The sequence below is a fragment of the Streptomyces chromofuscus genome (assembly GCF_015160875.1).
Lineage (GTDB): Bacteria > Actinomycetota > Actinomycetes > Streptomycetales > Streptomycetaceae > Streptomyces > Streptomyces chromofuscus.
The window spans coordinates 4497975-4522658 of sequence record NZ_CP063374.1; the positions used below are offsets into that span (position 1 = coordinate 4497975).

The 24684-nt window shown below is 72.9% G+C and carries 22 protein-coding genes and 1 pseudogene; 12 read left to right on the forward strand and 11 right to left on the reverse strand.

The features are described from left to right. Window positions 1-113: 113 nt before the first annotated feature. Together ftsH and folE are read left to right on the forward strand one after the other, a co-directional pair. Window positions 114-2153 (forward strand): ATP-dependent zinc metalloprotease FtsH, encoded by a 2040-nt coding sequence (gene ftsH, locus IPT68_RS20280; protein WP_189696158.1) that lies wholly within the window; start codon window positions 114-116, stop codon window positions 2151-2153. A 141-nt stretch (window positions 2154-2294) separates the two neighbouring features. Then, the gene (gene folE, locus IPT68_RS20285; RefSeq protein ID WP_189695682.1) at window positions 2295-2900 is read left to right on the forward strand and encodes a GTP cyclohydrolase I FolE; all 606 of its coding nucleotides are present in this window, start codon (window positions 2295-2297) and stop codon (window positions 2898-2900) included. A gap of 58 nt (window positions 2901-2958) precedes the next feature. On the opposite strand, the gene IPT68_RS20290 is transcribed toward folE, so the two are convergent. The 6 genes and pseudogenes from IPT68_RS20290 to IPT68_RS20315 all read right to left on the reverse strand — a co-directional run. Beyond that, window positions 2959-3447 carry a DUF3180 domain-containing protein gene (locus IPT68_RS20290; protein WP_189695681.1) on the reverse strand — a complete coding sequence of 163 codons (489 nt, stop codon included), beginning with the start codon at window positions 3445-3447 and terminating at the stop codon, window positions 2959-2961. A 55-nt stretch (window positions 3448-3502) separates the two neighbouring features. Continuing rightward, the gene (folK, locus tag IPT68_RS20295) at window positions 3503-4114 is read right to left on the reverse strand and encodes a 2-amino-4-hydroxy-6-hydroxymethyldihydropteridine diphosphokinase (protein WP_189695680.1); all 612 of its coding nucleotides are present in this window, start codon (window positions 4112-4114) and stop codon (window positions 3503-3505) included. After that, a complete protein-coding gene (folB, locus tag IPT68_RS20300; protein ID WP_189695679.1) occupies window positions 4111-4470 on the reverse strand; it encodes a dihydroneopterin aldolase in 360 nt (119 codons plus the stop codon). Before folB ends, folK begins: the two co-directional genes overlap by 4 nt. A gap of 274 nt (window positions 4471-4744) precedes the next feature. Continuing rightward, window positions 4745-5248: a nuclear transport factor 2 family protein gene (locus IPT68_RS20305; protein ID WP_189695678.1), complete on the reverse strand. Its 504-nt coding sequence runs from the start codon at window positions 5246-5248 to the stop codon at window positions 4745-4747. Beyond that, window positions 5245-6129 carry a dihydropteroate synthase gene (folP, locus tag IPT68_RS20310; RefSeq protein ID WP_189695677.1) on the reverse strand — a complete coding sequence of 295 codons (885 nt, stop codon included), beginning with the start codon at window positions 6127-6129 and terminating at the stop codon, window positions 5245-5247. The genes IPT68_RS20305 and folP overlap by 4 nt, the downstream gene beginning before the upstream one ends. 320 nt (window positions 6130-6449) lie before the next feature. Then, window positions 6450-7691, reverse strand: a pseudogene (locus tag IPT68_RS20315) (phosphatidylglycerol lysyltransferase domain-containing protein); the annotation flags it as partial. Between the two features lie 264 nt (window positions 7692-7955). Between IPT68_RS20315 and IPT68_RS20320 the strand changes: the two are divergent. Next, window positions 7956-9146: a hypothetical protein gene (locus IPT68_RS20320; protein ID WP_189695675.1), complete on the forward strand. Its 1191-nt coding sequence runs from the start codon at window positions 7956-7958 to the stop codon at window positions 9144-9146. A 19-nt stretch (window positions 9147-9165) separates the two neighbouring features. Here the strand turns inward: IPT68_RS20320 and IPT68_RS20325 are convergent, their stop codons facing one another. Together IPT68_RS20325 and IPT68_RS20330 are read right to left on the reverse strand one after the other, a co-directional pair. Continuing rightward, a complete protein-coding gene (locus tag IPT68_RS20325) occupies window positions 9166-10500 on the reverse strand; it encodes a PH domain-containing protein (protein ID WP_189695674.1) in 1335 nt (444 codons plus the stop codon). Further along, entirely contained in the window at window positions 10497-10976 is a 480-nt protein-coding gene (locus IPT68_RS20330) for a PH domain-containing protein (RefSeq protein ID WP_228039784.1), read from the reverse strand. The genes IPT68_RS20325 and IPT68_RS20330 overlap by 4 nt, the downstream gene beginning before the upstream one ends. A gap of 223 nt (window positions 10977-11199) precedes the next feature. Here IPT68_RS20330 and IPT68_RS20335 point away from each other — a divergent pair, with 223 nt between their 5' ends. Next, a complete protein-coding gene (locus IPT68_RS20335) occupies window positions 11200-12351 on the forward strand; it encodes an NADH-quinone oxidoreductase subunit D (protein ID WP_189695673.1) in 1152 nt (383 codons plus the stop codon). A 153-nt stretch (window positions 12352-12504) separates the two neighbouring features. Here the strand turns inward: IPT68_RS20335 and IPT68_RS20340 are convergent, their stop codons facing one another. Further along, complete coding sequence (locus IPT68_RS20340; protein ID WP_189696156.1) at window positions 12505-13467, reverse strand: SAM-dependent methyltransferase; 963 nt, start codon at window positions 13465-13467, stop codon at window positions 12505-12507. A 197-nt stretch (window positions 13468-13664) separates the two neighbouring features. On the opposite strand from IPT68_RS20340, the gene IPT68_RS20345 reads away from it, so the two are divergent. The 3 genes from IPT68_RS20345 to IPT68_RS20355 all read left to right on the forward strand — a co-directional run bounded on the left by IPT68_RS20345 (window position 13665) and on the right by IPT68_RS20355 (window position 16322). Continuing rightward, a complete protein-coding gene (locus IPT68_RS20345; protein ID WP_189695672.1) occupies window positions 13665-14867 on the forward strand; it encodes a sensor histidine kinase in 1203 nt (400 codons plus the stop codon). A gap of 101 nt (window positions 14868-14968) precedes the next feature. Continuing rightward, window positions 14969-15640 (forward strand): response regulator transcription factor, encoded by a 672-nt coding sequence (locus IPT68_RS20350; RefSeq protein ID WP_189695671.1) that lies wholly within the window; start codon window positions 14969-14971, stop codon window positions 15638-15640. A 49-nt stretch (window positions 15641-15689) separates the two neighbouring features. Continuing rightward, on the forward strand, window positions 15690-16322 hold the full coding sequence (locus tag IPT68_RS20355) for an AAA family ATPase (protein WP_189695670.1): 633 nt from the start codon (window positions 15690-15692) through the stop codon (window positions 16320-16322). 3 nt (window positions 16323-16325) lie between these two features. Here the strand turns inward: IPT68_RS20355 and IPT68_RS20360 are convergent, their stop codons facing one another. Together IPT68_RS20360 and IPT68_RS20365 are read right to left on the reverse strand one after the other, a co-directional pair. Continuing rightward, window positions 16326-17432: a DUF5937 family protein gene (locus IPT68_RS20360; RefSeq protein WP_189695669.1), complete on the reverse strand. Its 1107-nt coding sequence runs from the start codon at window positions 17430-17432 to the stop codon at window positions 16326-16328. Between the two features lie 159 nt (window positions 17433-17591). Further along, the gene (locus tag IPT68_RS20365; protein WP_189695668.1) at window positions 17592-18764 is read right to left on the reverse strand and encodes a threonine aldolase family protein; all 1173 of its coding nucleotides are present in this window, start codon (window positions 18762-18764) and stop codon (window positions 17592-17594) included. A gap of 169 nt (window positions 18765-18933) precedes the next feature. Here IPT68_RS20365 and IPT68_RS20370 point away from each other — a divergent pair, with 169 nt between their 5' ends. From IPT68_RS20370 to IPT68_RS20390, 5 genes are read left to right on the forward strand one after another with little or no spacing between them, the layout of a single operon-like run. Beyond that, window positions 18934-19866: a Rossmann-like and DUF2520 domain-containing protein gene (locus tag IPT68_RS20370; protein WP_189695667.1), complete on the forward strand. Its 933-nt coding sequence runs from the start codon at window positions 18934-18936 to the stop codon at window positions 19864-19866. Next, window positions 19863-20876 carry a pantoate--beta-alanine ligase gene (panC, locus tag IPT68_RS20375; RefSeq protein WP_189695666.1) on the forward strand — a complete coding sequence of 338 codons (1014 nt, stop codon included), beginning with the start codon at window positions 19863-19865 and terminating at the stop codon, window positions 20874-20876. Before IPT68_RS20370 ends, panC begins: the two co-directional genes overlap by 4 nt. Continuing rightward, window positions 20873-22642: an L-aspartate oxidase gene (locus IPT68_RS20380; protein ID WP_189695665.1), complete on the forward strand. Its 1770-nt coding sequence runs from the start codon at window positions 20873-20875 to the stop codon at window positions 22640-22642. Before panC ends, IPT68_RS20380 begins: the two co-directional genes overlap by 4 nt. 5 nt (window positions 22643-22647) lie before the next feature. Next, on the forward strand, window positions 22648-23619 hold the full coding sequence (nadC, locus tag IPT68_RS20385; protein ID WP_189695664.1) for a carboxylating nicotinate-nucleotide diphosphorylase: 972 nt from the start codon (window positions 22648-22650) through the stop codon (window positions 23617-23619). A 13-nt stretch (window positions 23620-23632) separates the two neighbouring features. Further along, window positions 23633-24430 (forward strand): type III pantothenate kinase, encoded by a 798-nt coding sequence (locus IPT68_RS20390; protein WP_189695663.1) that lies wholly within the window; start codon window positions 23633-23635, stop codon window positions 24428-24430. Window positions 24431-24684: the final 254 nt, after the last annotated feature.

The following is a 24684-nucleotide window of genomic DNA, read 5'->3' on the forward strand; positions in this document are numbered from 1 at the left end:
GGTTCCACCGGCTTCCCGTGCGGCTTCGGGCACCATGGCTGGGGTACCGTCAGAAGAACTGTCTTATCAAACTCACTGTGGCAGGAGGGACGGGGCGGCACCGCTCCGTGTGGATGGACGTGAAGCGATACTTCCGTGGGCCGGTCATGTGGATCGTGCTGGCCGTCCTTGCCGTGGTCGTGTTGATGCAGGTCGTCGGCTCGTCCGGGGGCTACAAGACGGTGGACACCGGCCAGGTCGTCCAGGCGATCAACGACAACAGGGTCGAAGCGGCCAAGCTGACCACCGGCGACGAGCAGACCATCAAGGTCACGCTCAAGGACGGCGAAAAGATCGAGGACAGCTCCAAGATCCAGGCGAGCTACATCGGCGACCAGGGCGCCAACCTCGCCAACACGCTGCAGGACAAGTACCAGAACAAGCAGATCCCGGACGGTTACACGGTCTCGCCGACGAAGCAGAACGCGTTCGTCAGCATCCTGCTGTCTCTGCTTCCCTTCGTCCTCATCGTGGTCGTCTTCCTGTTCCTGATGAACCAGATGCAGGGCGGCGGCAGCCGTGTGATGAACTTCGGCAAGTCCAAGGCCAAGCTCATCACCAAAGACACCCCCAAGACGACGTTCTCGGACGTCGCGGGTGCCGACGAGGCCGTCGAGGAGCTTCAGGAGATCAAGGAGTTCCTGCAGGAACCGGCCAAGTTCCAGGCCGTCGGCGCCAAGATCCCCAAGGGCGTGCTGCTGTACGGCCCGCCCGGCACCGGCAAGACGCTGCTCGCGCGCGCCGTCGCCGGCGAGGCGGGCGTGCCCTTCTACTCGATCTCCGGTTCCGACTTCGTCGAGATGTTCGTCGGTGTCGGTGCCTCCCGAGTGCGTGACCTGTTCGAGCAGGCCAAGGCGAACGCGCCGGCGATCGTCTTCGTCGACGAGATCGACGCGGTCGGCCGCCACCGCGGCGCCGGCCTCGGCGGCGGTCACGACGAGCGCGAGCAGACCCTGAACCAGCTGCTCGTCGAGATGGACGGCTTCGACGTCAAGGGCGGCGTGATCCTCATCGCCGCGACCAACCGGCCCGACATCCTCGACCCGGCGCTGCTGCGCCCCGGCCGCTTCGACCGGCAGATCGCCGTCGACCGCCCGGACATGCAGGGCCGCCTGGAGATCCTCAAGGTCCACCAGAAGGGCAAGCCGGTCGCTCCCGACGTCGACCTGTCGGCGGTCGCCCGCCGCACGCCCGGCATGACCGGCGCCGACCTGGCGAACGTGCTGAACGAGGCCGCCCTGCTGACGGCCCGCAGCGACAAGAAGCTGGTCGACAACAAGATGCTCGACGAGGCCATCGACCGCGTCGTGGCGGGCCCGCAGAAGCGGACCCGGATCATGTCGGACAAGGAGAAGAAGATCACCGCGTACCACGAGGGCGGACACGCCCTGGTCGCGGCGGCCTCGCCCAACTCCGACCCGGTCCACAAGATCACGATCCTGTCCCGCGGCCGCGCCCTCGGTTACACGATGGTGCTGCCCGACGAGGACAAGTACTCGACCACGCGCAACGAGATGCTCGACCAGCTGGCCTACATGCTGGGCGGCCGCGCGGCCGAGGAGCTGGTCTTCCACGACCCGACCACCGGCGCCGCCAACGACATCGAGAAGGCCACCAACCTGGCCCGCGCGATGGTCACGCAGTACGGCATGACGGAGCGTCTGGGCGCCATCAAGTTCGGCGGCGACAACAGCGAGCCGTTCCTCGGACGTGAGATGGCTCACCAGCGCGACTACTCCGAGGAAGTCGCCGCGCTGGTCGACGAAGAGGTCAAGAAGCTCATCGAGACCGCGCACAACGAGGCGTGGGAGATCCTCGTCGAGAACCGCGACGTCCTCGACAACCTGGTCCTGGCCCTCCTGGAGAAGGAGACCCTGGGCAAGGAGGAGATCGCCGAGGTCTTCGCCCCGATCGTGAAGCGGCCGCCGCGTCCCGCGTGGACCGGCTCCTCCCGCCGTACGCCGTCCACGCGTCCGCCGGTGCTCTCCCCGAAGGAGCTCGCACTGACGAACGGCGCCAACGGCGCGACGGCGGCGATCACCGCGAAGAGCTCCGCGACGGAGCCCGCCCCGGCAGCCGAACCGGCCACCCCGGAGGACCGTCCCGAAGTCTGACCCCGGGCCGCAACCGCGGCCCCACCAGGCCCGGAATGGATGCCGCGCCACCCTGGTTCTAGCCTGGGGGGCGCGGCATCGACGTATGCGCACAGACAGGACGCTGTTCACCACGCGTCAAGCACAGGAACGAGGCACCACATGACCGACCCCGTGACGCTGGACGGCGAGGGCACGATCGGCGAGTTCGACGAGAAGCGCGCCGAGAACGCCGTACGCGAACTCCTGATCGCGGTCGGCGAGGACCCGGACCGCGAAGGGCTCAGGGAGACGCCGGCGCGGGTGGCGCGGGCGTACAAGGAGATCTTCGCGGGGCTGTGGCAGAAGCCCGAGGACGTGCTCACGACGACGTTCGACATCGGGCACGACGAGATGGTGCTCGTGAAGGACATCGAGGTGTACTCGACCTGTGAGCATCATCTGGTGCCGTTCAGGGGCGTCGCCCACGTCGGGTACATCCCTGCCACCTCCGGGAAGATCACGGGGTTGTCGAAGCTGGCCCGGCTCGTGGACGTCTACGCTCGCCGGCCGCAGGTGCAGGAACGACTCACCACGCAGATCGCGGACTCCCTGATGGAGATACTGGAGCCGCGCGGCGTGATCGTGGTCGTGGAGTGCGAGCACATGTGCATGTCGATGCGGGGCATCCGCAAGCCCGGCGCCAAGACCATCACGTCGGCGGTGCGGGGCCAGCTGCGGGACGCGGCGACGCGGAACGAGGCGATGAGCCTGATCATGGCTCGCTGAGGTCAGGGCCGACGACGGGCGCCGGCGCGGGCGTCGCGATGCGGCCGGAGCCGTGTGCTCACGCCGCCGGAGCCGTGCCCGCGCCGTTGTGTTCGTCGTCTTCCGGGAGTTTGCAGACGTGCTCCAGGAAGATGGCCGCCGCGATGACGGCGATGCCCGCCACGACCGAGCAGCCGGCGTAGATGGCCTGGTCGCGGCGGGCCGGGATGTCGAGGGACTCCAGCAGGAAGACGCCCACGCCGCCGTACACACCGGCGACCAGGGCGGCGACCAGGGCGCTGGCCTGGCCGAACACGACCGCGCGAGCCGCCATCAGCGGGTCGACGCCCTTGGCCTCGGGGCGGCGCTCACGCTGGGCCTTGAGGCGGGCGCGGATCGAGAGCGCCGTGGCGAGCAGCACCGCGGCGATCAGGGCCAGGACGATGGGCGCGGCGAGAGGGACGCTCGGGAGCGTGCCGATCGAGTTCCAGAGGCGGGCGCCCGCCCACGACAGGATCCCGGCGACGACGAAGACGCCGATCAGCACCCTGATGCGCAGCTCTCTCACGGTGTCCCTTCGGTTCCCCGGATACCCCGGACTGTGACCGTCTCGACCTTAACGACTACTCGGGCAGCCGGAGTTCCAGGTCCCCTCGGGCGGCGACACCGGTACGGGTGACGGCGCCGAGCAGTTCGGCCACGGCGCCGCGGCCGGGCAGCTGGGCCTCGGGCTCGACGTCGTGCCAGGGGGCGAGCACGAAGGCGCGTTCGTGGGCGCGCGGGTGGGGGAGGGTGAGCGTCGGGTCGTCGGAGACGACGTCGGCGTACGACACGATGTCGACGTCCAGCGTGCGCGGGCCCCAGCGCTCGTCACGGACCCGGTGGAAGGCCTCCTCGACCGCGTGCGCCCGCTCCAGCAGGGAGGACGGGGGCAGGGTCGTCTTCAGGACCACGACCGCGTTGAAGTACGAGGGCTGGCTGCCGGGCTCGACGCCCCACGGTTCCGTCTCGTAGACGGGGGACACGGCCTTGATGCGCACGCCCGGGGTGTCTTCCAGGGCGTCGATGGCGCCCTGCAGGGTCTCCAGGCGGTTGCCGAGGTTGGAGCCGATGGAGATCACGGCCCGTTTGGGGTTGTGCAGGGTGGTGTCGGCGGCGTCGACCCTCTCGACGACGGAGGCGGGTACCGGCTGTACGGTCGGGTCGCTGTGACCCTCGGTGAACGAGGCAGTCATACTCGGCTCCGGGTGATGGTGACGGTGACGTCGTCGAAGGGGACCGTGATCGGCGCGTCCGGCTTGTGGACGGTGACCTCGACCTCCTGGACGCCTTCGTGCTTCAGACAGGCCTGGGCGATGTGCTCGGCGAGTGTCTCGATGAGGTTGACGGGCTCGCCCTCGACGACGGCCACGACCTCTTCCGCCACGATGCCGTAGTGCACGGTCTTCGCCAGGTCGTCGTCGGCCGCGGCCGGGCGGGTGTCCAGGCCGAGGACCAGGTCCACGATGAAGGTCTGGCCCTCCTCGCGCTCCCTGGGGAACACACCGTGGTGCCCGCGGGCCTTCAGGCCGCGCAGCGCGACACGATCCACGCGAATCACTCCTGCAATCGTCGGGTGCGACCGGTCCGTACCGTGTGCGGGCGGCACACCGGCCTCGAACGAATCTACCTGCGGACACCGACAGTGCCGGGTCTCGGGCCCGCGGGCCCGGGTGGGAGCCGGGAGGTTTCATCGCATGTTTCCCCCGGGGAATCCGGCGGCTCACGGGCTGGTAGCCGCCCATACTCCCGAGTTCGTGATTCCCGCCACTTCTTCGTCCCTTCGGGCCGTCCGGTTCGTTCCGGCTCCCCGGGCCCCTACCCACTCAGCCGGTCGACTCGTCGTCCTCGCCCTCGGCGTTTTCGGTCAGGACCGGGGAGGCGTGGTGCGACCAGAGTTTCCAGCCGGCATCGGTGCGCCGGAACACGTTGGTGGCGACCACGAGCTGGCCGACGAGCGGGCCGGGCCCGTCGCCGTCCTCGGGTGCGGGGCCGCCGCTGAGGATGTTCTCCGTGCAGCTCACCAGGGCGGTGTCGCCGGTGACGGAGACGTGCACGTCGGTCAGGAAGAACTGGATGTAGTCCGTGTTCGCCATGATCAGGGCGTACGACCGGAGCACCTCGCCGCGGCCGGTGAGCACCGGCCAGCCGGGGTGCACGCAGGAGACCACGCCGGTGTCCGCCGGGTCGTGGTAGGTCTCGTCGACGCCCAGGTCGGACGGGGTGAGCCAGAGCGTGGACAGCTCCTCGAAGTCGCCCCGCTCCAGTGCCTCGTAGAAGGCCGTGTTGGCGAGTTCGACCTGCTCGACGTCGGTGTGGGGGGCGCTCACCGGGCTCCTTCGTGGGCTGACGTGCGCGCTTCTTCCACGGCGCGTGCGACGCGTACCGCGTCCGCGGTGGCGCGGACCTCGTGGACGCGCACCGCCCATGCGCCGGCGTGGGCGGCCAGCGCGGAGACGGCGGCGGTCGCCGCGTCGCGTTCCCGCGCCGGTGGCGGGGCGCCTTCCGGGCCGGCCAGTACGCGGCCGAGGAAGCGCTTGCGGGAGGCGGCGACGAGCAGGGGGTGCCCCAGGGCGCGCAGGCGGTCGAGGTGGGCGAGGAGCGTGAGGTCGTGCTCGGCCTCCTTGGAGAAGCCGAGGCCGGGGTCGATCACGATCCGGTCGGGGGCGACGCCGCCCTCCAGGACGGCCTCCACGCGCGCGTGCAGCTCGTCGACGACCTCGGTGACGACGTCGTCGTAGACGCCCCTGACGTTGCCGCCCTCCAGGAAGCCGCGCCAGTGCATGACGACGAAGGGCGCGCCGGTCTGCGCGACGACCGGAATCATCGCGGGGTCGGCGAGGCCGCCGCTGACGTCGTTGACGAGGGCGGCGCCGGCGGCGAGGGCCTGCTCGGCGACGGACGCGCGCATGGTGTCGACGGAGACGACGACGCCTTCGGAGGCGAGGCCGCGGACGACGGGGATGACGCGGCGCAGTTCCTCGGCCTCGTCGACCCGGGTCGCGCCGGGGCGGGTGGACTCGCCGCCGACGTCCACGAGGTCGGCGCCCTCGGTGACGAGGCCGAGGCCGTGCTTGACGGCGGCGGTGGTGTCGAACCAGCGGCCGCCGTCGGAGAAGGAGTCGGGAGTGACGTTCACGACTCCCATGACCGCGCAGCGGTCCCATTCCGGAAGGCCCGCGATCCGCCCGCGTCCGCTGTGGTAGCTCATACGTTCAGCGTAGGCCCAGGGTGGGGCCGCCTTCCCCCGGGCGGTTGGCCGGGCGGGATGACGGCCGGCCGGTTCGGCAGGGGCGGCGGTTCGGTGGGTGGGGCGGTGGCGGGGTGCGGCTGGATGGGCGGGGCGGTCGGGGTGGTGAGGTGCGAGGGGTGGGGCGGCCGGGGTGGTGCGGCCCGAGCGGCGGGGCCCCAGGGCTGGAGGGGGGGCGGGGTTCGCCGCTCGGGCCTGTCCGGCGTCAGGCGTGGCTCGGGCCGCCGCGCTCAGGCCGCGCCCGTGTCTCGTCGTTGCGTGACGGACTGGATCCGGAACCGGCGGGCGAGGAGGGCGAGCGAGCGTCGTGCGCCGTCGGTGGTGCCACCGTCGTCGCAGGCGCGGTGGACTCCGTCCGGTCCCGCCTCGCCGAGGTCACGGGCGCGTCGTCCTCGGGTTTCGCCGTAGGCACGCTCGGTGCGCCCGGCCGGCTGACGCACGGTGCGCGCCGCGCGGCCGGCGAGGGAGAGGCCCGCGGCCTCCACCACCGCCCCGTCGCCCGGTCCGAGGACGCCGAGACCGGTCTCACGGGTCCACACCTCGCCGCCCGCCTCGGAGCAGTCCATGACGGCGGGCGTCCACGCACGCGCGCGTGCCTCGTCCATGAACCGCTCGATGGCGCCCGGCCAGGCCTCCACGTCGCCGAGCGGATCCCCGTCGGCGAGCATCACCCCGGACACCACGCGGTACGTCACCGCCGCCTTGCCGCTGGGCGAGAAGACGACGGCCCGGTCGCGGCGCAGCGTGACGTGGCCGGGCGTGCCGCGGCCGCCGTGCCGCCGCTGCAGGGCGCGCAGCCGGACCTCGTCGTCCTCGGTCAGCCGCGCGGCCGGATGCTCGGGGCGCAGGGCGAGGTAGAGGGTGGTGGCGGCGGTGAGCAGGCCGAGCGCGCCGAGGCAGACGGCGACCGACCGCGCGGTTGCGCCCTGGTGGGCGACCGGGCCGTGGACGCCGAACAGGCCGTACAGGACATGGGTGATGCGGTCCGCGAGGGACGGGTCGCCGATGAGGCGGTGCGGGTGCGCGCTGACGACGACCAGGCCCAGGGCGAGCGAACCGGCGCCCATGAGCACGAAGTTGGTGAGCGCCCGCCACCGGCTGCGCGGGCCGGGCGGGGACATGAATCGGTCGCGGTGGCGCAGCAGCGGCGCGAGCAGCCCGAGGGAAACGACCACGCCGATCAGGGAGTGCCGGTCCGTGAACTGGGCAACCGCCCCGGCCGGCAGCAGTGCGACGGCGGTCCGCCAGGCCAGGCGCCTGCCGCGCGCGAGGCCGGGGGCGAGCAGCAGCAACAGCACGCCGACGCAGAGCGAGAGCGCGGCGGCGAACGGTCCGAGCGCGCCGGGCGGAAGCTCGGCGAAGGCGTGCACACGCGTGTGCCGGACGCGTGGGACGACGCCCGTGGCGAGGTGCACGAGGCCCACGAGGGCGCAGGCCCGGGCGACGAGGACGGGGACGCGCTCGGGGCGCGGACCGCGCGACTCGCGGCGCCGCCTCGTTTCCCCCTCTTCCCTGACAGACATCGCATTCCGTGATTCGCGCGAGAGTTGGCATCCGGTGCCGATTCGGGCATCCGGCGACATTGCGCCCTCTAGGACGGTGGGGCGGCGGGCGAGGTTCACTCCGCCGCGCAAAGCCGTGCCCAAGGCCGCGGTCGCCCTGTCACGGGGGCATGTGGTCGTTCTGTTTCAGGTCCGCACGCGGGCTGTCGTGCCAAGGCCACATGGTGGCTGTGTTTTTACCGCCTGGAGCACCACGATTCGCCTACGCGCGGTAAGTTTCTGGCCATGCCACGTGGACGTCACCGCCATTCACCGCCCTTGCACAGGCTGCTGCCCCCGTCGGCGATCGCAGGCGTCTCCCTCGTCTGCGCCCTCGGCCCCTGGGTGTTCACGGAGCCGACGCTGCTCCGTGTGCTGGCCGCGGCCGCCGCGGTGACGGCGATCGCCGGCGCGGTCGTCATGCGCCGCTGGGACATCCAGGCCGGCAAGCAGGTGGCCGACCTCACGCGCGCGCGGGCGAGCGACGAGTGGCGGCACGAGGAGCGCGTCGCCGAACTCGAGAGCGACCTGGAGGAGTCGCGCGAGCTGCGCGGCAAACTCGAACAGCGGCTGCGCGCGAAGCGGGCCGAACTGGCCGGGCTGCGCAACGAGCACGCGGCACTGCTGCGCCGGTACGCCACCGCCGAGACCGAGCGCGCGAGCGCCCTGGAAGGCCGTCGTCTGCTGGAGATCGAGGCCACCACTCCCGCGCGTGCGCTGCCTCCGGCACCGGTGCCGAGGGACTCGGACGAGGTCGGCCCGACGGCTGCCCAGGACACCGCCGTCGAGGAGACACCCGTCGACGAGGCCGCCGTCGACGAGGCCGCCGCCGGGGAGAAGCCGGGGACTTCCGGGCTGTTCTCCCCGGAGGGGTCGCGGCTGTTCCTGCGGGCGCAGGCCGCGCTGGTCCGCTTCGACGCCGACGCGAGGCCGGGGGCCGGACGGGACGCGGCTGCCCGGACGGAGCCCTCCGCCGAGGAACCCGTGCCGGCCGACGCCGGCCGGGGGCCCGGGGCGGAGGCCGCGCAGGAGGACGAGGCGCGGGGGAAGACCGAGGCGGCCGACGGGCACGAGCGCGCGGCCGCCACCCCCACCCGGTCCACGATGCAGAAGCCGTCCGGTCACTTCACCGTGCCGACCGCGGTGGCCGTCGTACCGGCGTCCGCGCCCGTGCGGCGTCCCCAGGCCGAGGGCGGGTTCGACTTCTTCGGGACGAAGACGAAGGGTGCGGCGTCCGTCGCCCTGGAGGCCGTGCAGAACGAGGACCTCGCCGACGTGGTCGGACAGGAGGCACTGGATCTGCACAAGGCCCAGGCGGAGGCGGAGTTCAAGCCCGTGACCGCCGAGTCGCGCGCGGTCGGTCAGGTGATCGACCTGACGGCGCACGACGAGACCGAGCAGATCGACGTCCTGGGGCTGCGCAGCGCGGCCTCCTGACCGCCCGCGCGTCCGGCCGTCACGCCATCCACCGGTCCGGCCGCGCGTCCCTGCGTCCCGTCCGTGACCGCTCGGCCTGGGCGCGCAGCAGGTGCGCGGCCTCCTCGGCGTCCCTCAGGCGGGCTGTCACGGTCCTGTTGGCGCCGGTGTCCACGTGGACGTGCGCGAGTCGCCACAGCCGCATCCAGGGGCCCTGCTCCTGGCGGACGCTCTGCACCTTGGCGTGCGGCACGAGCGCGAGGCTGCGCCGGAGCAGCCCGTGCCGGGCCGCGAACACCGTGTCCGTGACGATGAGGCCGTAGCCCCGCCACCACAGTGGCAGGCACCGGCCCGCGCGTCGCGGCGGGCGGGACAGGGCCGAGGCGGGCGGCAGCGTCACGCCGGGCAGTACGCGCGCGACGAGGGGCTCCGCGATCTCGCGCGGGGCCACCGGCAGCAGCACCGAGTTCGACGACCCGGCCACGTCCAGCTCCACCCGCACCCAGCCCCGCCGCCGCCACAGCAGCGGTTCGACGATGCGCACGGTCTGCACCCGCCCCGGCGGCACCGTCTCGTGCGCGCGGTCGAGCAGCCCGCGGTCGATCCGGATGCCGTCCGGCGACTCGGCCACCGTCCAGTCGTACTCGGCGACGAACCGCCCCACACTGCTCGCGCCCGCCGCACCGAACAGCGGCACGGCGGTCGCGACCACCGTCCACAGGTTGTGGGTGAAGTACCACAGCACCGCCGGTACGACGAGCGCGGCGGCCAGCGTGGCCCAGGTCGCGCCGGTCAGCAGCAGGGAGAGGGCGAGCACGCCCGGCGGTACGTTCAGCAGCCGCTGCTGCGGCGCCTCGCCGACCTCGTGCGCGGTCTCGGGGGCGAAACCGGCCGCGCGCGCGAGGAGTTCGGCCCGCAGCGCGCGTGCGTCGCTCTCGCCCAGGTAGGCGAGTTCGTCCTTCCTGTCGGTCCCTATGACGTCGAGTCTGAGTTTCGCGACGCCCGCCACGCGCGCGAGGAGGGGCCTCGTGACGTCGACGGCCTGGATGCGCTCCAGGCGGATGTGCGCGGTGCGCCGGAACAACAGGCCGGTGCGGATGCGCAGTTCCGTCCCGGTCACCGCGAAGTGCGTGAACCACCAGCTGAGGAAGCCGTACAGCGCGGCGGCCGGGAGGACCACCGCGAGGGCTATGAGGATCGTGGTCGTCGTCAGCCGGGTCAGCTGGCGGTGCGTCCCGTCCGGATCGTGCAGCGCCCATCCGATGAGTACGGCGACCGGCGCCCAGGCCCGCCGGAACGGCGTGACCGGGTGCAGCCGCCGTTCGGTCACGGTCACCTCGCGGCGCGCCTCGTCGTGGGTGCCCGGCACGGTCACAGCCCCGCCGATCGTGCCTCGCCCAGCTCGGTGAGCCGGTCGCGCAGCCGTTCGGCCTCGCCCGGGTCGAGGCCGGGGATGGTCGCGTCGGTCGCTGCGGCGGCCGTGTGCAGCTGGACGCTGGCCAGCCCGAAGTGCCGCTCCACGGGACCGGAGGTCACCTCGACCAGCTGCATGCGGCCGTACGGCACCACCGTCACGGTGTGCCACAGCACGCCGCGGCTGATCAGCAGGTCGTCGGCGCGCTCGGCGTACCGCCAGGAGCGCCAGTTGCGGCCGATCATCTCCCAGCCCCACACCATGAGCGCCAGCGGGACCAGCGCGAACGCGGCCCACGCGGGACCGGCCAGCAGCCCGAGCAGGAGGCCGGTCGCGAGGGTGAGCGACCCCAGCCACACCACCAGCAACAGCCGACGCATGCGCAGCAGGGTGGGCGGCAGACCGGTCCACGCGGGTTCGGCCTCCGTCGTCACCACGGCCGCCGCACCTGCCGGGCCGTCGCTTCCCGCGCCTGTCGGACTGCTGGCTCCCGTGCTCGTCGGGCCGTCGCTTCCCGCGCCTGTCGGGCCGTTGGTCTCCGGCCTCGTCGGCCCGTCGTCCTCCGGTCCCGTGGGGCCGCTGCCTGCCCGGCCCGTCGTCGCGCCGCCCTCGGGGCTCCCCGTCTCCATACGGCCAGCCTACGTAGGCCAGACTGTGTCCATGACTCCTACGACGGAGACCACGGTCGGAATCGGTGGCGCCGCGGAGAGCACCGACATGGTGCTCAACATCGGCCCTCAGCATCCGTCCACGCACGGCGTGCTGCGCCTGCGGCTGCTCCTGGACGGTGAGCGCATCACGAGCGCGGAGCCGGTGATCGGCTACATGCACCGCGGCGCGGAGAAGCTGTTCGAGGCGCGCGACTACCGCCAGATCATCATGCTCGCCAACCGGCACGACTGGCTGTCGGCCTTCTCCAACGAGCTGGGCGTGGTCCTCGGTGTGGAACGCATGCTCGGCATGGAGGTGCCCGAGCGCGCGGTGTGGACGCGCACGCTGCTCGCCGAGCTGAACCGGGTGCTGAACCACCTCATGTTCCTCGGCTCGTACCCGCTGGAGCTGGGCGGCATCACGCCGGTCTTCTACGCGTTCCGGGAACGCGAGGTGCTGCAGAACGTCATGGAGGAGGTCTCCGGCGGACGCATGCACTACATGTTCAACCGCGTCGGGGGCCTCAAGGAGGACCTCCCCGCCGGCTGGACCGCACGCGCGCGTACCGCGGTCGCGGGAGTGCGCTCGCGCATGGACCGGTTCGACGACCTGGTGCTCGGCAACGAGATCTTCCGGGGGCGCACGCGGGACGTGGGACGCCTCGCGCCGGAGACCGTGCACGCGTACGGCGTGAGCGGGCCGATCGCGCGCGCCTCGGGCGTCGACTTCGACCTGCGCCGCGACGAGCCGTACCTGGCCTACGGGGAGCTCCAGGACACCCTCAGGGTCGTCACGCGCACCGAGGGGGACTGCCTCGCCCGGTTCGAGTGCCTGCTGGAGCAGACGCACAACGCGCTCGACCTCGCCGACGCCTGCCTCGACCGGATCGCCGAGCTGCCGCCGGGGCCGATCAACCAGCGGCTCCCCAAGGTGCTGAAGGCGCCCGAGGGGCACACGTACGCGTGGACCGAGAATCCGCTCGGCATCAACGGCTACTACCTCGTCAGCAAGGGCGACAAGACGCCGTACCGGCTCAAGCTGCGCTCGGCCTCGTACAACAACATCCAGGCCCTGACCGAGCTGCTGCCGGGGACGCTGGTGGCGGACATGGTGGCGATCCTGGGGTCGATGTTCTTCGTGGTGGGGGACATCGACAAGTAGGCGGTGGGCGGGACCGACGGGGCCGACGGGGTCGGCGGGCCCTTGGGGCGGCGGGGCCCTCGAGAGCGGCGGCCCCTCGGGCCGGGCCGGGGACCAGTCGGTTGCCGGGCAGTCGGGCAGTCGGTCGGGGACAGTCGGTCGGCCCGGCGGGGATCAGTCGGTCGCACGTCGGCCGGTCAGCGGGTCCGGAATGCCCACCGGCTGCACCAGCCACCCGAAGTCGCCCAGCCCGCCCGCCGCCGTCAGCTCGGCCGCCTCCCCGGCGCTCGTGAGGGCGCGGACGTAGCCGGCGGGATCGGTGGTGGCGAGGCTGAGCGGGGGGCGTGCGCCCGCGACCCCCAGGGTGCGCAGGGCGTCGCGCTGGCTCAGCGTGCGCCCCCCGGGCAGCGCGCACGCGTCCAGGGCCACATGGGCCGTGATGTCGCAGGACCCGTCCGGCACGGGCGCCGTCTCGCGGCCCTCACGGAAGCCGGTGAGCGTGCCGAAGGGCGGGCGCGACTCCGCCGTGTGCGCGTAGTCCACGGCGACCGCCAGCCCCCGCTCCACGCGCGCGACCGCCGACGCCCACGCCGTGTCCCGGGGCAGACCGACCTCCGCCCGCAGCCCCTCCTCGGCCGGCCGGGGCCACCACCGCGCGATCCACTCGGCCGCCGCCCCGGCCACCGGCTCCCCGAGCCGCTCCGTCCCGTCCTCCCGTACGAGCACCAGCCGCCACCCCCCCGCGGAGTCCACCTCGGCGACCTCCAAAGGCACGTTGTCCAGCCACTCGTTGGCGAACAGCAGCCCGGTGACGCCCTCGGGGCAGTCCGCGCGCCACTCGATGCGGTGATCGAGACCGGCGGGACGGCCGGCGATCTCGACGGCGTACGCGCGCGTGCGGGCGGCCAGGTCGGCGGGCAGCGCGGCCAGCACACCGGTGACCAGTTCTCCCCGTCCCGCCGCCATGTCGACGAAGTCGAGGGACGCCGGCCGGTCCAGCGCCTCGTCGACCCGGCGCAGCAGCCGCGCCACCGCCCCCGCGAACAACGGTGACGCGTGCACGGACGTGCGGAAGTGCCCGGCGGGCCCCTCGGGCCGGCGGTAGAAGCCGCGGGGGCCGTACAGCGCCGCCTCCATGGCCGCGCGCCACCCGTGCCACCCCGGCGCGTCGCGCCGCCCGCCGTCCGCCGTCTCGTCCGTCGCACCCCTCGTCACAGGGGCAAGGCTAGGCGTACAGGAGAACGGAGCCTCCACCTTGCGGAGTACACGTATCGCGCCCGGATCGACCCTCCGGTTGACTCCCGCACGCACCACGCTTCCCTACTCTGGGTTACGTGCAGCGCCTCTACGACTTCCTCCGCCGACACCCGACATGGGTCGACGGCTTCTGGGCCTTCGTCCTGTTCGGGATCTCGTTGGCGGGCGGAATGAACACGCAGGAGAACACGGGGACCGATCTCCCGGCTCTCGTCGTGCCGGTCACGCTCCTGCTCTGCCTGGTGCTGACGCTGCGCCGGCGCATGCCGGAAAAGATGCTGGTCCTCGCGGCCGTGGTGGGCGCGGCGCAGCTGGCGCTGGACGTGGGGCGGCTGCCCGCCGACTTCGCGATGCTGGTGATCGTCTACACCGTGGCCGCGATCGGGGCGCGGTGGGCGTCCCGGTTCGCGCTGGCCGGCGGCCTGTGCGCGGCGCCGCTGGCGCAGATCCGCTGGCCCGAGCCCCAGACGAGCGTCGCGGGCAACATCGCGCTGGGGATCTTCCTGACGGTGCCGTTCGCCCTGGCCTGGGTGCTCGGCGACTCCATCCGCACGCGCCGCGCCTACTTCGCGCAGCTGGAGGAGCGCGCCGCCCGACTGGAGAAGGAGCGCGAGGCGCAGTCCAAGGTCGCGGTCGCCGCCGAACGCGCCCGGATCGCGCGCGAGCTGCACGACGTCGTCGCGCACAACGTGTCCGTCATGGTGGTTCAGGCAGACGGCGCCGCGTACGTCCTCGACGCCGCGCCCGACCAGGCCAAGAAGGCCCTGGAGACCATCTCCTCCACCGGCCGCCAGGCCCTCGCCGAGATGCGCCGTCTGCTCGGCGTGCTGCGCACCGGCGAGCACCAGGAGGGCGGGGAGTACGTCCCGCAGCCCGACGTCCGGCAGATCGACGACCTGGTCGAGCAGTGCCGTATCTCCGGGCTGCCCGTCGACTTCAAGGTCGAGGGCACGCCCCGCCCACTGCCCAGCGGCGTCGAGCTGACCGCGTACCGCATCGTGCAGGAGGCGCTCACCAACACCCGCAAGCACGGCGGGCCCAACGCGGGCGCCAGCGTGCGCCTGGTCTACTTCGACGACGGCCTGGGCCTGCTCGTCGAGGACGACGGCAAGGGCGCCCCGCACGAGCTGTACGAGGACGGCGGCCTCGACGGCCAGGGCCACGGCCTGATCGGCATGCGCGAGCGGGTCGGCATGGTCGGCGGCACGCTGGACGCGGGCCCCCGCCCGGGCGGAGGATTCCGGATCAGCGCGCTGCTGCCGCTCAAACCAGCGCACTGACGCACACGCACGCCTTTCGTTGACACCTGTCACGCCCCCCACGATCTCGCCCCCACGACTTCGCCCCCACGACCTTCGAGACGGATACGGAAGAGGACCCGATGACGATCCGCGTGATGCTCGTCGACGACCAGGTGCTGCTGCGCACCGGGTTCCGGATGGTGCTCGCCGCGCAACCGGACATGGAGGTCGTGGCCGAGGCGGGCGACGGCGTCGAGGCCCTCCAGGTGCTGCGCTCGACCGAGGTCGACGTGGTGCTGATGGACGTGCGCATGCCCAAGCTGGACGGCGTGGAGGCCACCCGCAGGATCTGCTCGGACCCGAACCCGCCGAAGGTGCTGATCCTGACCACCTTCGATCTCGACGAGTACGCCTTCTCCGCGCTGAAGGCGGGCGCCTCGGGCTTCATGCTCAAGGACGTGCCGCCCGGCGAACTCCTCGCGGCCATCCGATCCGTGCACAGCGGCGACGCCGTGGTGGCCCCGTCGACGACCCGGCGCCTGCTCGACCGGTTCGCGCCGATGCTGCCCAGCGCCGGCAAGGAGCCCCAGCACAAGGAGCTGGAGCGGCTCACCGACCGGGAGCGCGAGGTCATGGTGCTGGTCGCCCAGGGGCTGTCCAACGGGGAGATCGCGGCCCGGCTGGTGCTGTCCGAGGCGACCGTGAAGACGCACGTGGGCCGCATCCTGACCAAGCTCGGGCTGCGGGACCGGGTGCAGGTGGTGGTCCTGGCGTACGAGACGGGGCTGGTCCGGGCCGGCGGGCACGGCTGATTCGGGGGCCGTCACGCGCGCTTCACCCGTCGGGCACTAGGGTCTGCGCATGCTCCTGTGGATCAACGGCCCCTTCGGGGGCGGCAAGACACAGACCGCACACGAGATACAGCGCCGCCTGCCCGGCAGCGTCGTCTGCGACCCCGAGCACGCCGGCTTCGGCCTGCGGCGCATGCTTCCGCCCGAACTGCGCGGTGACTTCCAGGACCTGGCGTCCTGGCGGCAGGGTGTCGTCGAGGTGCTCGACCTCGCCCTCAACCGGCACGAGGGCGTGGTGATCGCCCCGATGACGGTCACGAACCCCGTGTACTTCGCCGAAACGGTCGGCCGCCTGGGCGAGCTCGGCCACGACGTACGGCACTTCACCCTTCTCGCCGAGCGCGAGACCGTCCTGAAGCGGCTGCGCGAACGCGGCTTCGGGCACCGGCTGCGGTACGTGGCCGGGAGGAACGCCGGTCTGCGCCGGGAGAGCTGGGCCGTCCAGCAGCTCGACCACTGTCTGGAGCGGCTGCGGGAGCCCGAGTTCGCCGAGCACCTGTGGACCGACCACTCGACCGTGCCGAAGACGGCGGACCGCATCGCCGTGCTGGCCGGTCTGCGGCTGCGGCCCAACGAGGAGGGCGCGCTGCGCACGCGGTTGCGGCAGGCCCGGGTCGGGGTCAGGCACATCCGTCTCGACTGACGGTCACCTCAGGAGCGCTTCGAGGAAGTCGCTGCCGAGCCGCGCCAGCGCGGTGACGTCCAACTGGTGCAGGACGTACCGCCCCCGGCGGCGGGTGGTGATCAGGCCCGCCTTCTTGAGGACGCTCAGGTGCCGGGATATCTCGGGCGCGGTCATGCCGTGGATCTGCACGAGCTCACTGGTGGTGTACGTGCTGCGGGCGAGGTTGCGGCACAGCTGCATCCGCACCGGGTGGGCGAGGGCGGTCATTCGCAGGGTCAGCTGGTCGACCGAGGGCGGCGCGGCGAGGCCGGGGGAGCCGGCCGGGTAGTGCAGCACCGGCTGCCAGCCGTGCCGGTGCAGGATCATCAGATGAGGCCGGCCGAGGCTCGTCGGCACGAGCAGCAGGCTCCTGTCCTTGATCACGCTGGTGCCCTGGCGCAGCTTGTCGATCGTGATCCTTCCGGCGGCCTCGTCGACGCTCACCGCCGGGGACACCGCGCCCAGCGCCCCGGCCAGCCCCTTGTGCCGCAAGAGGTCGGTCTTGTGGCGGGCGTCCGCCGCGAGCTGATGGCGCAGGCGGGACCAGGCGTCCGCGAAGAACATCTCGTCGCAGTCCTCCAGGAACTGCCGCAGCCAGGCCCGGATGCGCGGCGGGTCCTCGAGCAGCCGCTGACTGAACCGCAGCTGCTGCGGCCCACGCGCGGCGGCCAGCTCCAGCGCACGTCGCTGCAGCTCCGCGTCGGCCAGCACGTCAGGGGCCTGCGTCTCGTAAGGGATCGCGCAGGTGAACTCCAGTGCGCAGTCCACGAACTGTTCGTCGGTCAGCTTGTCGAGCAGGTCCAGGTCCTCGGCGAGCGTGGCTCCAGGGAGTGTGCTGCCGCCCGGGATGCCGGCGAAGGGCAGGAAGAGGTCCGAGAACGTCGTCCGCCACAGGAAGTCGGCCTCGCACATCCGGTCGGCCAGGTGAGGGTCCAGCCGGGCCGTCACGCCCGTCACCCAGCCCTGCAGGCCGGGGTGGTGCCCCGGCTCGGACAGCGCGTGCAGCGCCATGCCGAGCTCGGCCAGGGGCGACGGCACGACGGCGACCCGCTCCGGCCGCAGCCCCGCGATGTCGATGCTCACGCTCATGCCGCCATGGTGCACCCCGTCACTGACAACGCCCCCTCGTTCGACGGCGGGCGTCAACTGTCCCGAGGCGTCGCTCCCGGGAGGACCGCCGGGGCGACGGCGGTCGCACACCGGCAGAAGCCGTGGTGCCACCACGCGCCCGCACGAACCGCACGGCCGTCAGGGCAGCCGGGCCACGAAGTCCGCGACCGCCGCTCCCACCTCGTCCGCCGTCCACTCGAGGCCTGCGGCCCGTACGTCGATCTCCGTGACGGCGAGGCCCGGGCCCGGGGCGTCCCAGGGGCGGGCGAACAGCAGGGTCCCCGTTTCCTCCGCCTGCCGGACCGACGCCTCGGCGACGACGTCGCAGTCGTACGGCAGCCAGACCTGGAACTCGTAGGTGTGCGGCTCCTCGGGGTGCACGCGCGACCAGGGCACGCCGGCCGCCGCGAACCCCTCGCGCAGCGCGGCGGCCACCACGCGCGCGTGCCGCACGTAGTCGGGGAGCCGGGGCAGCTCCCGCTCCAGCCCGGCGAGTGCCGACAGCACGGTCGGGAACTGCTGGAAGACCTGACCGCCGTACCGGTGCCGCCAGGCCTTCGCCTCCTCCACCAGCGTCCTCGGGCCGGCGAGCGCCGCGCCGCCGAAGCCGTCCAGGGACTTGTAGAACGACACGTACACGCTGTCCGCGAGGGCCGCGATCTCGTGCAGGGGGCGGCCGAAGTGCTCGGTGGTCTCCCACAGGCGCGCGCCGTCGAAGTGCACCACCGCGTCGCGCTCCCGCGCCGCGTCCACCACCTCGGTCAGCTCCTCCCAGGAGGGCAGGACGAAGCCGGCGTCCCGGAGAGGCAGCTCCAGCATCAGCGCACCGAACGGCTCCTCGAAGTCCCGGATCTCCGCGGCGGTCGGCAGCCGCGGCTCATCGCTGAGGCGGACCGTGCGCAAGCCGCTGACCTGCTGGAAAGCGTCGCGCTCATGCACCTCCGGGTGCGCGCGCGGGTGCAGCGCGACGGTCGGGTCGCCGGTGCGGCCGGCCCAGCAGCGCAGAGCCACCTGCTGGGCCATCGTGCCGGTCGGGAAGAACGCGGCGGCCTCCGTGCCGAGCAGCCCGGCGACCCTCGCCTCCAGGACCTCCACGACACCGTTGCCGTACAGGTCCGCCGACTCGTCCAGGTCGTACAGCTCCCCGGCGGCCTCCAGCAGCGCCAGGCGCTCCCGGAGCGTGCCGAGGACGCTGGAGCGCGCGAGCACCCGCCGTGCGCTCCGATACGCCGCCTTGCGCCGCTCGAAGCGCCGCTTGCGCAGCTCCGCCACCGCCGGTTCCCGCGAGTCCTGCCCCACCGTCTCAGCCATGCCTGGATCATGCCGGGCCGCGTCCCGCGCGCACACCGGATTTCGGCATCCGCGGCCCGCTACGACCCACAGCCTGTGGACAACCGGACACCCCTCGAACCAATCGCGTTAACATGACGAGAAATCGTCCGGTACCCGGAGCGGACTGGAACGGGAAGGCCACCGTCGCGTGAGTACAAGCCAACAGCCAGACCCCAGGGACCGCCCCGCGCGGCTCACCGTCGGCGTCGTCGGCGCCGGCCGTGTGGGCCCCGCTCTCGCCGCTTCCCTCCAGCTCGCCGGGCACCGCCCGGTGGCCGTCTCCGCGGTCTCCGACGCCTCCAGGAGGCGGGCCGCGCTGCTGCTGCCCGACGTGCCGGTCGTCCCGCCCGCCGAGGTCATGCGGCGCGCCGACCTGGTCCTGCTGACCGTCCCCGACGACACCCTGCCGGGACTCGTGGACGGCCTCGCCACCACCGGGGCCGTACGGCCGGGGCAGCTGCTGGTGCACACCTCCGGGCGGTACGGCGCGAACGTCCTGGAGCCCGCTCTGCGCGCCGGCGGGCTGCCGCTGGCCCTGCACCCCGCGATGACGTTCACCGGGACGCCGGTGGACGTGCAGCGCCTCGCCGGGTGCTCCTTCGGGGTCACCGCCCCCGAGGAACTGCGGCTGGCCGCCGAGGCGCTCGTCATCGAGATGGGCGGCGAGCCGGAGTGGATCGCCGAGGAGAGCCGACCGCTGTACCACGCGGCCCTGGCCCTGGGCGCGAACCACCTGGTGACGCTGGTCGCCCAGTCCATGGAGCTGCTGCGCACGGCCGGCGTCGAGGCCCCCGACCGGATGCTCGGCCCGCTGCTCGGCGCCGCCCTCGACAACGCCCTGCGCTCCGGCGACGCGGCCCTGACCGGCCCCGTCGCGCGCGGGGACGCCGGCACGGTCGCCGCGCACGTCACGGAACTGCGCCGGCACGCGCCCCAGGCCGTCGCCGGCTACCTGGCGATGGCGCGCGCGACCGCCGACCGCGCCCTGGCCCACGGGCTGCTGAAGCCGGAACTCGCCGAGGACCTGCTGGGGGTACTCGCCGCAGACAGGACCCTGCCCGAGAACGGGGGAGACCGATGAGCCGCCGCAGTTTCGCACTCGTCCCCACCCTGGACGAGCTGACGTACGCGCGCGAACACCACGCCGTACCCGGCCGCACCGCCGTGGTGATGACGATGGGCGCCCTGCACGACGGCCACGCCACCCTGATCCGCACCGCGCGCGGGCACGTCGGGCGGGACGGCTTCGTCGTCGTCACGGTCTTCGTCAACCCGCTCCAGTTCGGCAAGGGCGAGGACCTCGACCGCTATCCGCGCACCCTGGAGGCCGACCTCAAGATCGCCGAGCAGGCGGGCGCGGACGTCGTGTTCGCCCCCGCCGCCGACGAGGTCTACCCGGGCGGCGAGCCCCAGGTGCGCATCACCGCCGGCCCCATGGGAGAGCGTCTGGAGGGCGCCTCCCGCCCCGGCCACTTCGACGGCGTGCTCACCGTCGTCGCCAAGCTGCTCCACCTCACCCGCCCCGACGTGGCGTTCTTCGGGCAGAAGGACGCCCAGCAGCTCGCCGTGATCCGCCGCATGGTGCGGGATCTGAACTTCGACGTCGACGTCGTCGGCGTACCGACGGTGCGCGAGGACGACGGCCTGGCCCTGTCCAGCCGCAACCGGTACCTCTCGCCACAGGAGCGGCACACGGCGCTCGCGCTGTCCCGCGCGCTGTTCGCGGGCCGGGACCGGCACGCGGCGCAGGAGGCACTGCGCGCGCGGGCGCGTGAGGTGCCCGCCACGCGCGCGCGTGCCGAGGCGCTGAGCGCCATCGGCGAGTCCCGCGCCGCCGCAGACGCGCACGCCGTCGCCAAGGCGGTCCCCGGCGGCCCGTCCGCCGTACGCGCCGCCGCCCGTCTGGTCCTCGACGAGGCCGCCCGCCTCGACCCGCCCCTGGTGCTGGACTACCTGGCCCTGGTGGACCCCGCCGACTTCACCGAGATCGACGACGACTTCACGGGAGAGGCCGTCCTCGCCGTCGCCGCCAAGGTCGGCACCACCCGGCTGATCGACAACATCCCCCTGACCTTCGGAGCCGCCTCGTGACCAGCACAGGCATACGACTGCACGCCCCCGCCCCGGGCTGGTCCATCTCCGCCGACGTGGTGGTCGTCGGCTCCGGCGTCGCGGGCCTCACGGCGGCGCTGCGCTGCGAGGCCGCGGGCATGCGCACGGTCGTCGTCACCAAGGCGCGCCTCGACGACGGCTCCACCCGCTGGGCGCAGGGCGGCATCGCGGCGGCCCTGGGCGAGGGCGACAGCCCCGAGCAGCACCTGGACGACACCCTGGTCGCCGGCGCGGGCCTGTGCGACGTGGAGGCGGTACGGATCCTGGTCACGGAGGGCCCCGACGCCGTCCGCCGCCTGATCGAGACCGGCGCCCACTTCGACGAGTCCGCCGAGGGCCGGCTGGCGCTCACCCGCGAGGGCGGCCACCACCGACGCCGCATCGCCCATGCCGGCGGTGACGCGACGGGTGCCGAGATCTCCCGGGCGCTCGTCGAGGCCGTACGCGCGCGTGGCCTGCGCACGATCGAGAACGCCCTGGTCCTCGACCTGCTCACGGACGCCGACGGCCGCGCGGCGGGCGTCACCCTGCACGTCATGGGCGAGGGCCAGCACGACGGCGTGGGCGCGGTGCACGCCCCCGCGGTGGTCCTCGCGACCGGCGGCATGGGCCAGGTCTTCTCGGCGACGACCAACCCGTCGGTGTCCACGGGCGACGGCGTGGCCCTCGCCCTGCGCGCGGGCGCGGAGGTCAGCGACCTGGAGTTCGTCCAGTTCCACCCCACGGTGCTGTTCCTCGGCGCCGACGCGGAGGGCCAGCAGCCCCTCGTCTCCGAGGCCGTACGGGGCGAGGGCGCGCATCTGGTCGACGCCGACGGCGTGCGCTTCATGGTGGGCCGGCACGAGCTCGCCGAACTCGCCCCCCGCGACATCGTCGCCAAGGGCATCATGCGGCGCATGCAGGAGCAGAACGCCGAGCACATGTTCCTCGACGCCCGGCACTTCGGCGCCGAAATGTGGGAGCACCGCTTCCCGACGATCCTCGCCGCCTGCCGCGCCCACGGCATCGACCCGGTGCGCGAACCGATCCCGATCGCCCCGGCCGCCCACTACGCCTCCGGGGGCGTGCGCACCGACTCCCACGGCCGTACGACGGTCCCCGGCCTGTACGCGTGCGGCGAGGTCGCCTGCACCGGTGTGCACGGCGCCAACCGGCTCGCCTCCAACAGCCTCCTCGAAGGCCTGGTCTACGCCGAGCGCATCGCCCACGACATCGCGGTGACCCACCGCCGGAACGGCCTGCACGCGCGCGTGCCCGCACCCCTCCCGCACCCGGAGCAGCCCGCGCACCCCCTGCTCGCCCCCGAGGACCGCTTCGCGATCCAGCGGATCATGACCGAGGGTGCCGGCGTCCTGCGCTCCGCCGACTCCCTCACCAAGGCCGCCGAACACCTTCACCGGCTGCACGCCGACGCCCGCGACGCCCTGCACGAGAACGGCAAGACGTCCGAGCCCGGCGTGGACACCTGGGAGACCACCAACCTGCTGTGCGTGGCCCGCGTCCTGGTGGCCGCGGCACGGCTGCGCGAGGAGACCCGCGGCTGTCACTGGCGCGAGGACCACGCCGACCGCGACGACACCGAGTGGCGCCGCCACATCGTCGTACGGCTGAATCCGGACCGCACACTCGCCGTGCGCACCACCGATACCGCAGACTTCCCCCCAACCCTCCCCCAGGCTCCCGGCTCCGCGCGAGCAGGGGGCACCCCCACGCACCACCCGGCGCGCCGTCCCCAGGAGCAGTGAGAGCAGTGAGCACCCCCGACCTTCCCCTCGTCCCGTCCGACGGCTGCGGTGACGGCTGCGCCTGCGGCGCCGACGAGGAGTACCTGGAGTGCGGCCTCGACCCCGCGCTCGCGCAGCTCCTGGCCGACGCCGGACTCGACCCCGTCGAGGTCGAGGACATCGCCAACGTGGCCGTCCAGGAGGACCTGGCGGGCGGCGTGGACGTGACGACGGTCGCGACCATCCCTCAGGACGCGGTGGCGACGGCCGACTTCGTCGCCCGTGAGGCGGGCGTCGTGGCGGGCCTCAGGGTCGCCGAGGCCGTGGTGTCGATCGTCTGCGAGGACGAGTTCGAGGTCGAACGGCACGTGGAGGACGGCGACCGCGTGACGGAGGGCCAGACGCTCCTCTCCATCACCACCCGCACCCGGGACCTTCTCACCGCCGAGCGCAGCGCGCTCAACCTCCTGTGCCGCCTCTCGGGCATCGCGACGGCCACGCGTGCGTGGGCGGACGTGCTCGAAGGCACCACGGCGAAGGTCAGGGACACCCGCAAGACCACGCCGGGCCTGCGCTCGCTCGAGAAGTTCGCGGTCCGCTGCGGAGGCGGCGTCAACCACCGCATGTCCCTCTCGGACGCGGCCCTGGTCAAGGACAACCACGTGGTGGCGGCGGGTGGCGTCGCCCAGGCCTTCAAGGCCGTGCGGGAGGCCTTCCCGGACGTCCCGATCGAGGTCGAGGTCGACACCCTGCACCAGCTCCGCGAGGCGGTGGACGCCGGCGCCGACCTGATCCTGCTGGACAACTTCACGCCGGGCGAGTGCGAGGAGGCGGTCTCCCTGGTGCACGGCCGGGCGGCCCTGGAGGCGTCCGGCCGCCTGACCCTGGCCAACGCCAGGGCGTACGCCGACACCGGCGTCGACTACCTGGCCGTGGGCGCCCTGACGCACTCCGCCCCGATCCTGGACATCGGCCTGGATCTGCGAGCGGCGGAGTAGGGGGGAACCGGCCATGCTGCTGACGATCGACGTAGGCAACACGCACACGGTCCTGGGCCTGTTCGACGGGGACGACATCGTCGAGCACTGGCGCATCTCCACCGACGCCCGCCGCACGGCGGACGAGCTGGCGGTGCTCCTCCAGGGCCTGATGGGGATGCACCCCCTCCTGGGCGACGACCTGGGCGACGGGATCGACGGCATCGCGATCTGCGCGACGGTCCCCTCCGTCCTCCATGAACTCCGCGAGGTGACCCGCCGCTACTACGGCGACGTCCCCGCCGTTCTCGTCGAGCCGGGCGTCAAGACGGGCGTCCCGATCCTCACCGACAACCCCAAGGAGGTCGGCGCCGACCGCATCATCAACGCGGTGGCGGCGGTCGAACTCTTCGGCGGTCCGGCGATCGTCGTCGACTTCGGCACGGCGACGACGTTCGACGCGGTCAGCGCGCGCGGGGAGTACGTCGGCGGTGTCATCGCGCCGGGCATCGAAATTTCCGTCGAGGCACTCGGCGTCAAGGGCGCCCAGCTCCGCAAGATCGAGGTGGCCCGCCCTCGCAGTGTGATCGGCAAGAACACTGTCGAGGCCATGCAGGCGGGCATCATCTACGGCTTCGCGGGCCAGATCGACGGAGTCGTCAACCGCATGGCCCGCGAGCTGGCGGCCGACCCCGACGACGTCACGGTGATCGCGACGGGCGGCCTGGCCCCCATGGTCCTGGGCGAGTCCTCGGTCATCGACGAACACGAGCCCTGGCTGACCCTGATCGGCCTCCGCCTGGTGTACGAGCGCAACGTCTCCCGCATGTGACCGACCAGGGGCACGGGGAGGGGCCGAGCCGGGGTGTCCACGCGCAGCGGTGGGCGCGTCACCACGGGCGCGCGGGCAGGAGACCGACTCCGCGCCGCCCCGAGGACGGACACGCCCGTCGCGCCGAGGGCGGGCATCCGTGGCGCGGCCCCGAAGGCGGACACCCCGCCTCGCTCCGAGGACGAACACCCGCCGCGCCTCCCCGACGACGGACACCCGGGCGCCGCCGGACGACGGACACCCGGGCGCCGCCG

Excerpts from the sequence above, each read along its gene's own strand:
- IPT68_RS20320 (WP_189695675.1), top strand. The coding sequence starts at position 7,956 with ATGCCACGTGGACGTCACCGCCATTCACCGCCCTTGCACAGGCTGCTG.
- folK (WP_189695680.1), bottom strand. The coding sequence starts at position 4,114 with ATGACTGCCTCGTTCACCGAGGGTCACAGCGACCCGACCGTACAGCCG.
- IPT68_RS20355 (WP_189695670.1), top strand. The coding sequence starts at position 15,690 with ATGCTCCTGTGGATCAACGGCCCCTTCGGGGGCGGCAAGACACAGACC.
- ftsH (WP_189696158.1), top strand. The coding sequence starts at position 114 with ATGGACGTGAAGCGATACTTCCGTGGGCCGGTCATGTGGATCGTGCTG.
- folE (WP_189695682.1), top strand. The coding sequence starts at position 2,295 with ATGACCGACCCCGTGACGCTGGACGGCGAGGGCACGATCGGCGAGTTC.
- IPT68_RS20350 (WP_189695671.1), top strand. The coding sequence starts at position 14,969 with ATGACGATCCGCGTGATGCTCGTCGACGACCAGGTGCTGCTGCGCACC.
- folP (WP_189695677.1), bottom strand. The coding sequence starts at position 6,129 with ATGAGCTACCACAGCGGACGCGGGCGGATCGCGGGCCTTCCGGAATGG.
- IPT68_RS20360 (WP_189695669.1), bottom strand. The coding sequence starts at position 17,432 with ATGAGCGTGAGCATCGACATCGCGGGGCTGCGGCCGGAGCGGGTCGCC.
- IPT68_RS20365 (WP_189695668.1), bottom strand. The coding sequence starts at position 18,764 with ATGGCTGAGACGGTGGGGCAGGACTCGCGGGAACCGGCGGTGGCGGAG.
- IPT68_RS20390 (WP_189695663.1), top strand. The coding sequence starts at position 23,633 with ATGCTGCTGACGATCGACGTAGGCAACACGCACACGGTCCTGGGCCTG.
- panC (WP_189695666.1), top strand. The coding sequence starts at position 19,863 with ATGAGCCGCCGCAGTTTCGCACTCGTCCCCACCCTGGACGAGCTGACG.
- IPT68_RS20340 (WP_189696156.1), bottom strand. The coding sequence starts at position 13,467 with ATGGAGGCGGCGCTGTACGGCCCCCGCGGCTTCTACCGCCGGCCCGAG.
- IPT68_RS20335 (WP_189695673.1), top strand. The coding sequence starts at position 11,200 with ATGACTCCTACGACGGAGACCACGGTCGGAATCGGTGGCGCCGCGGAG.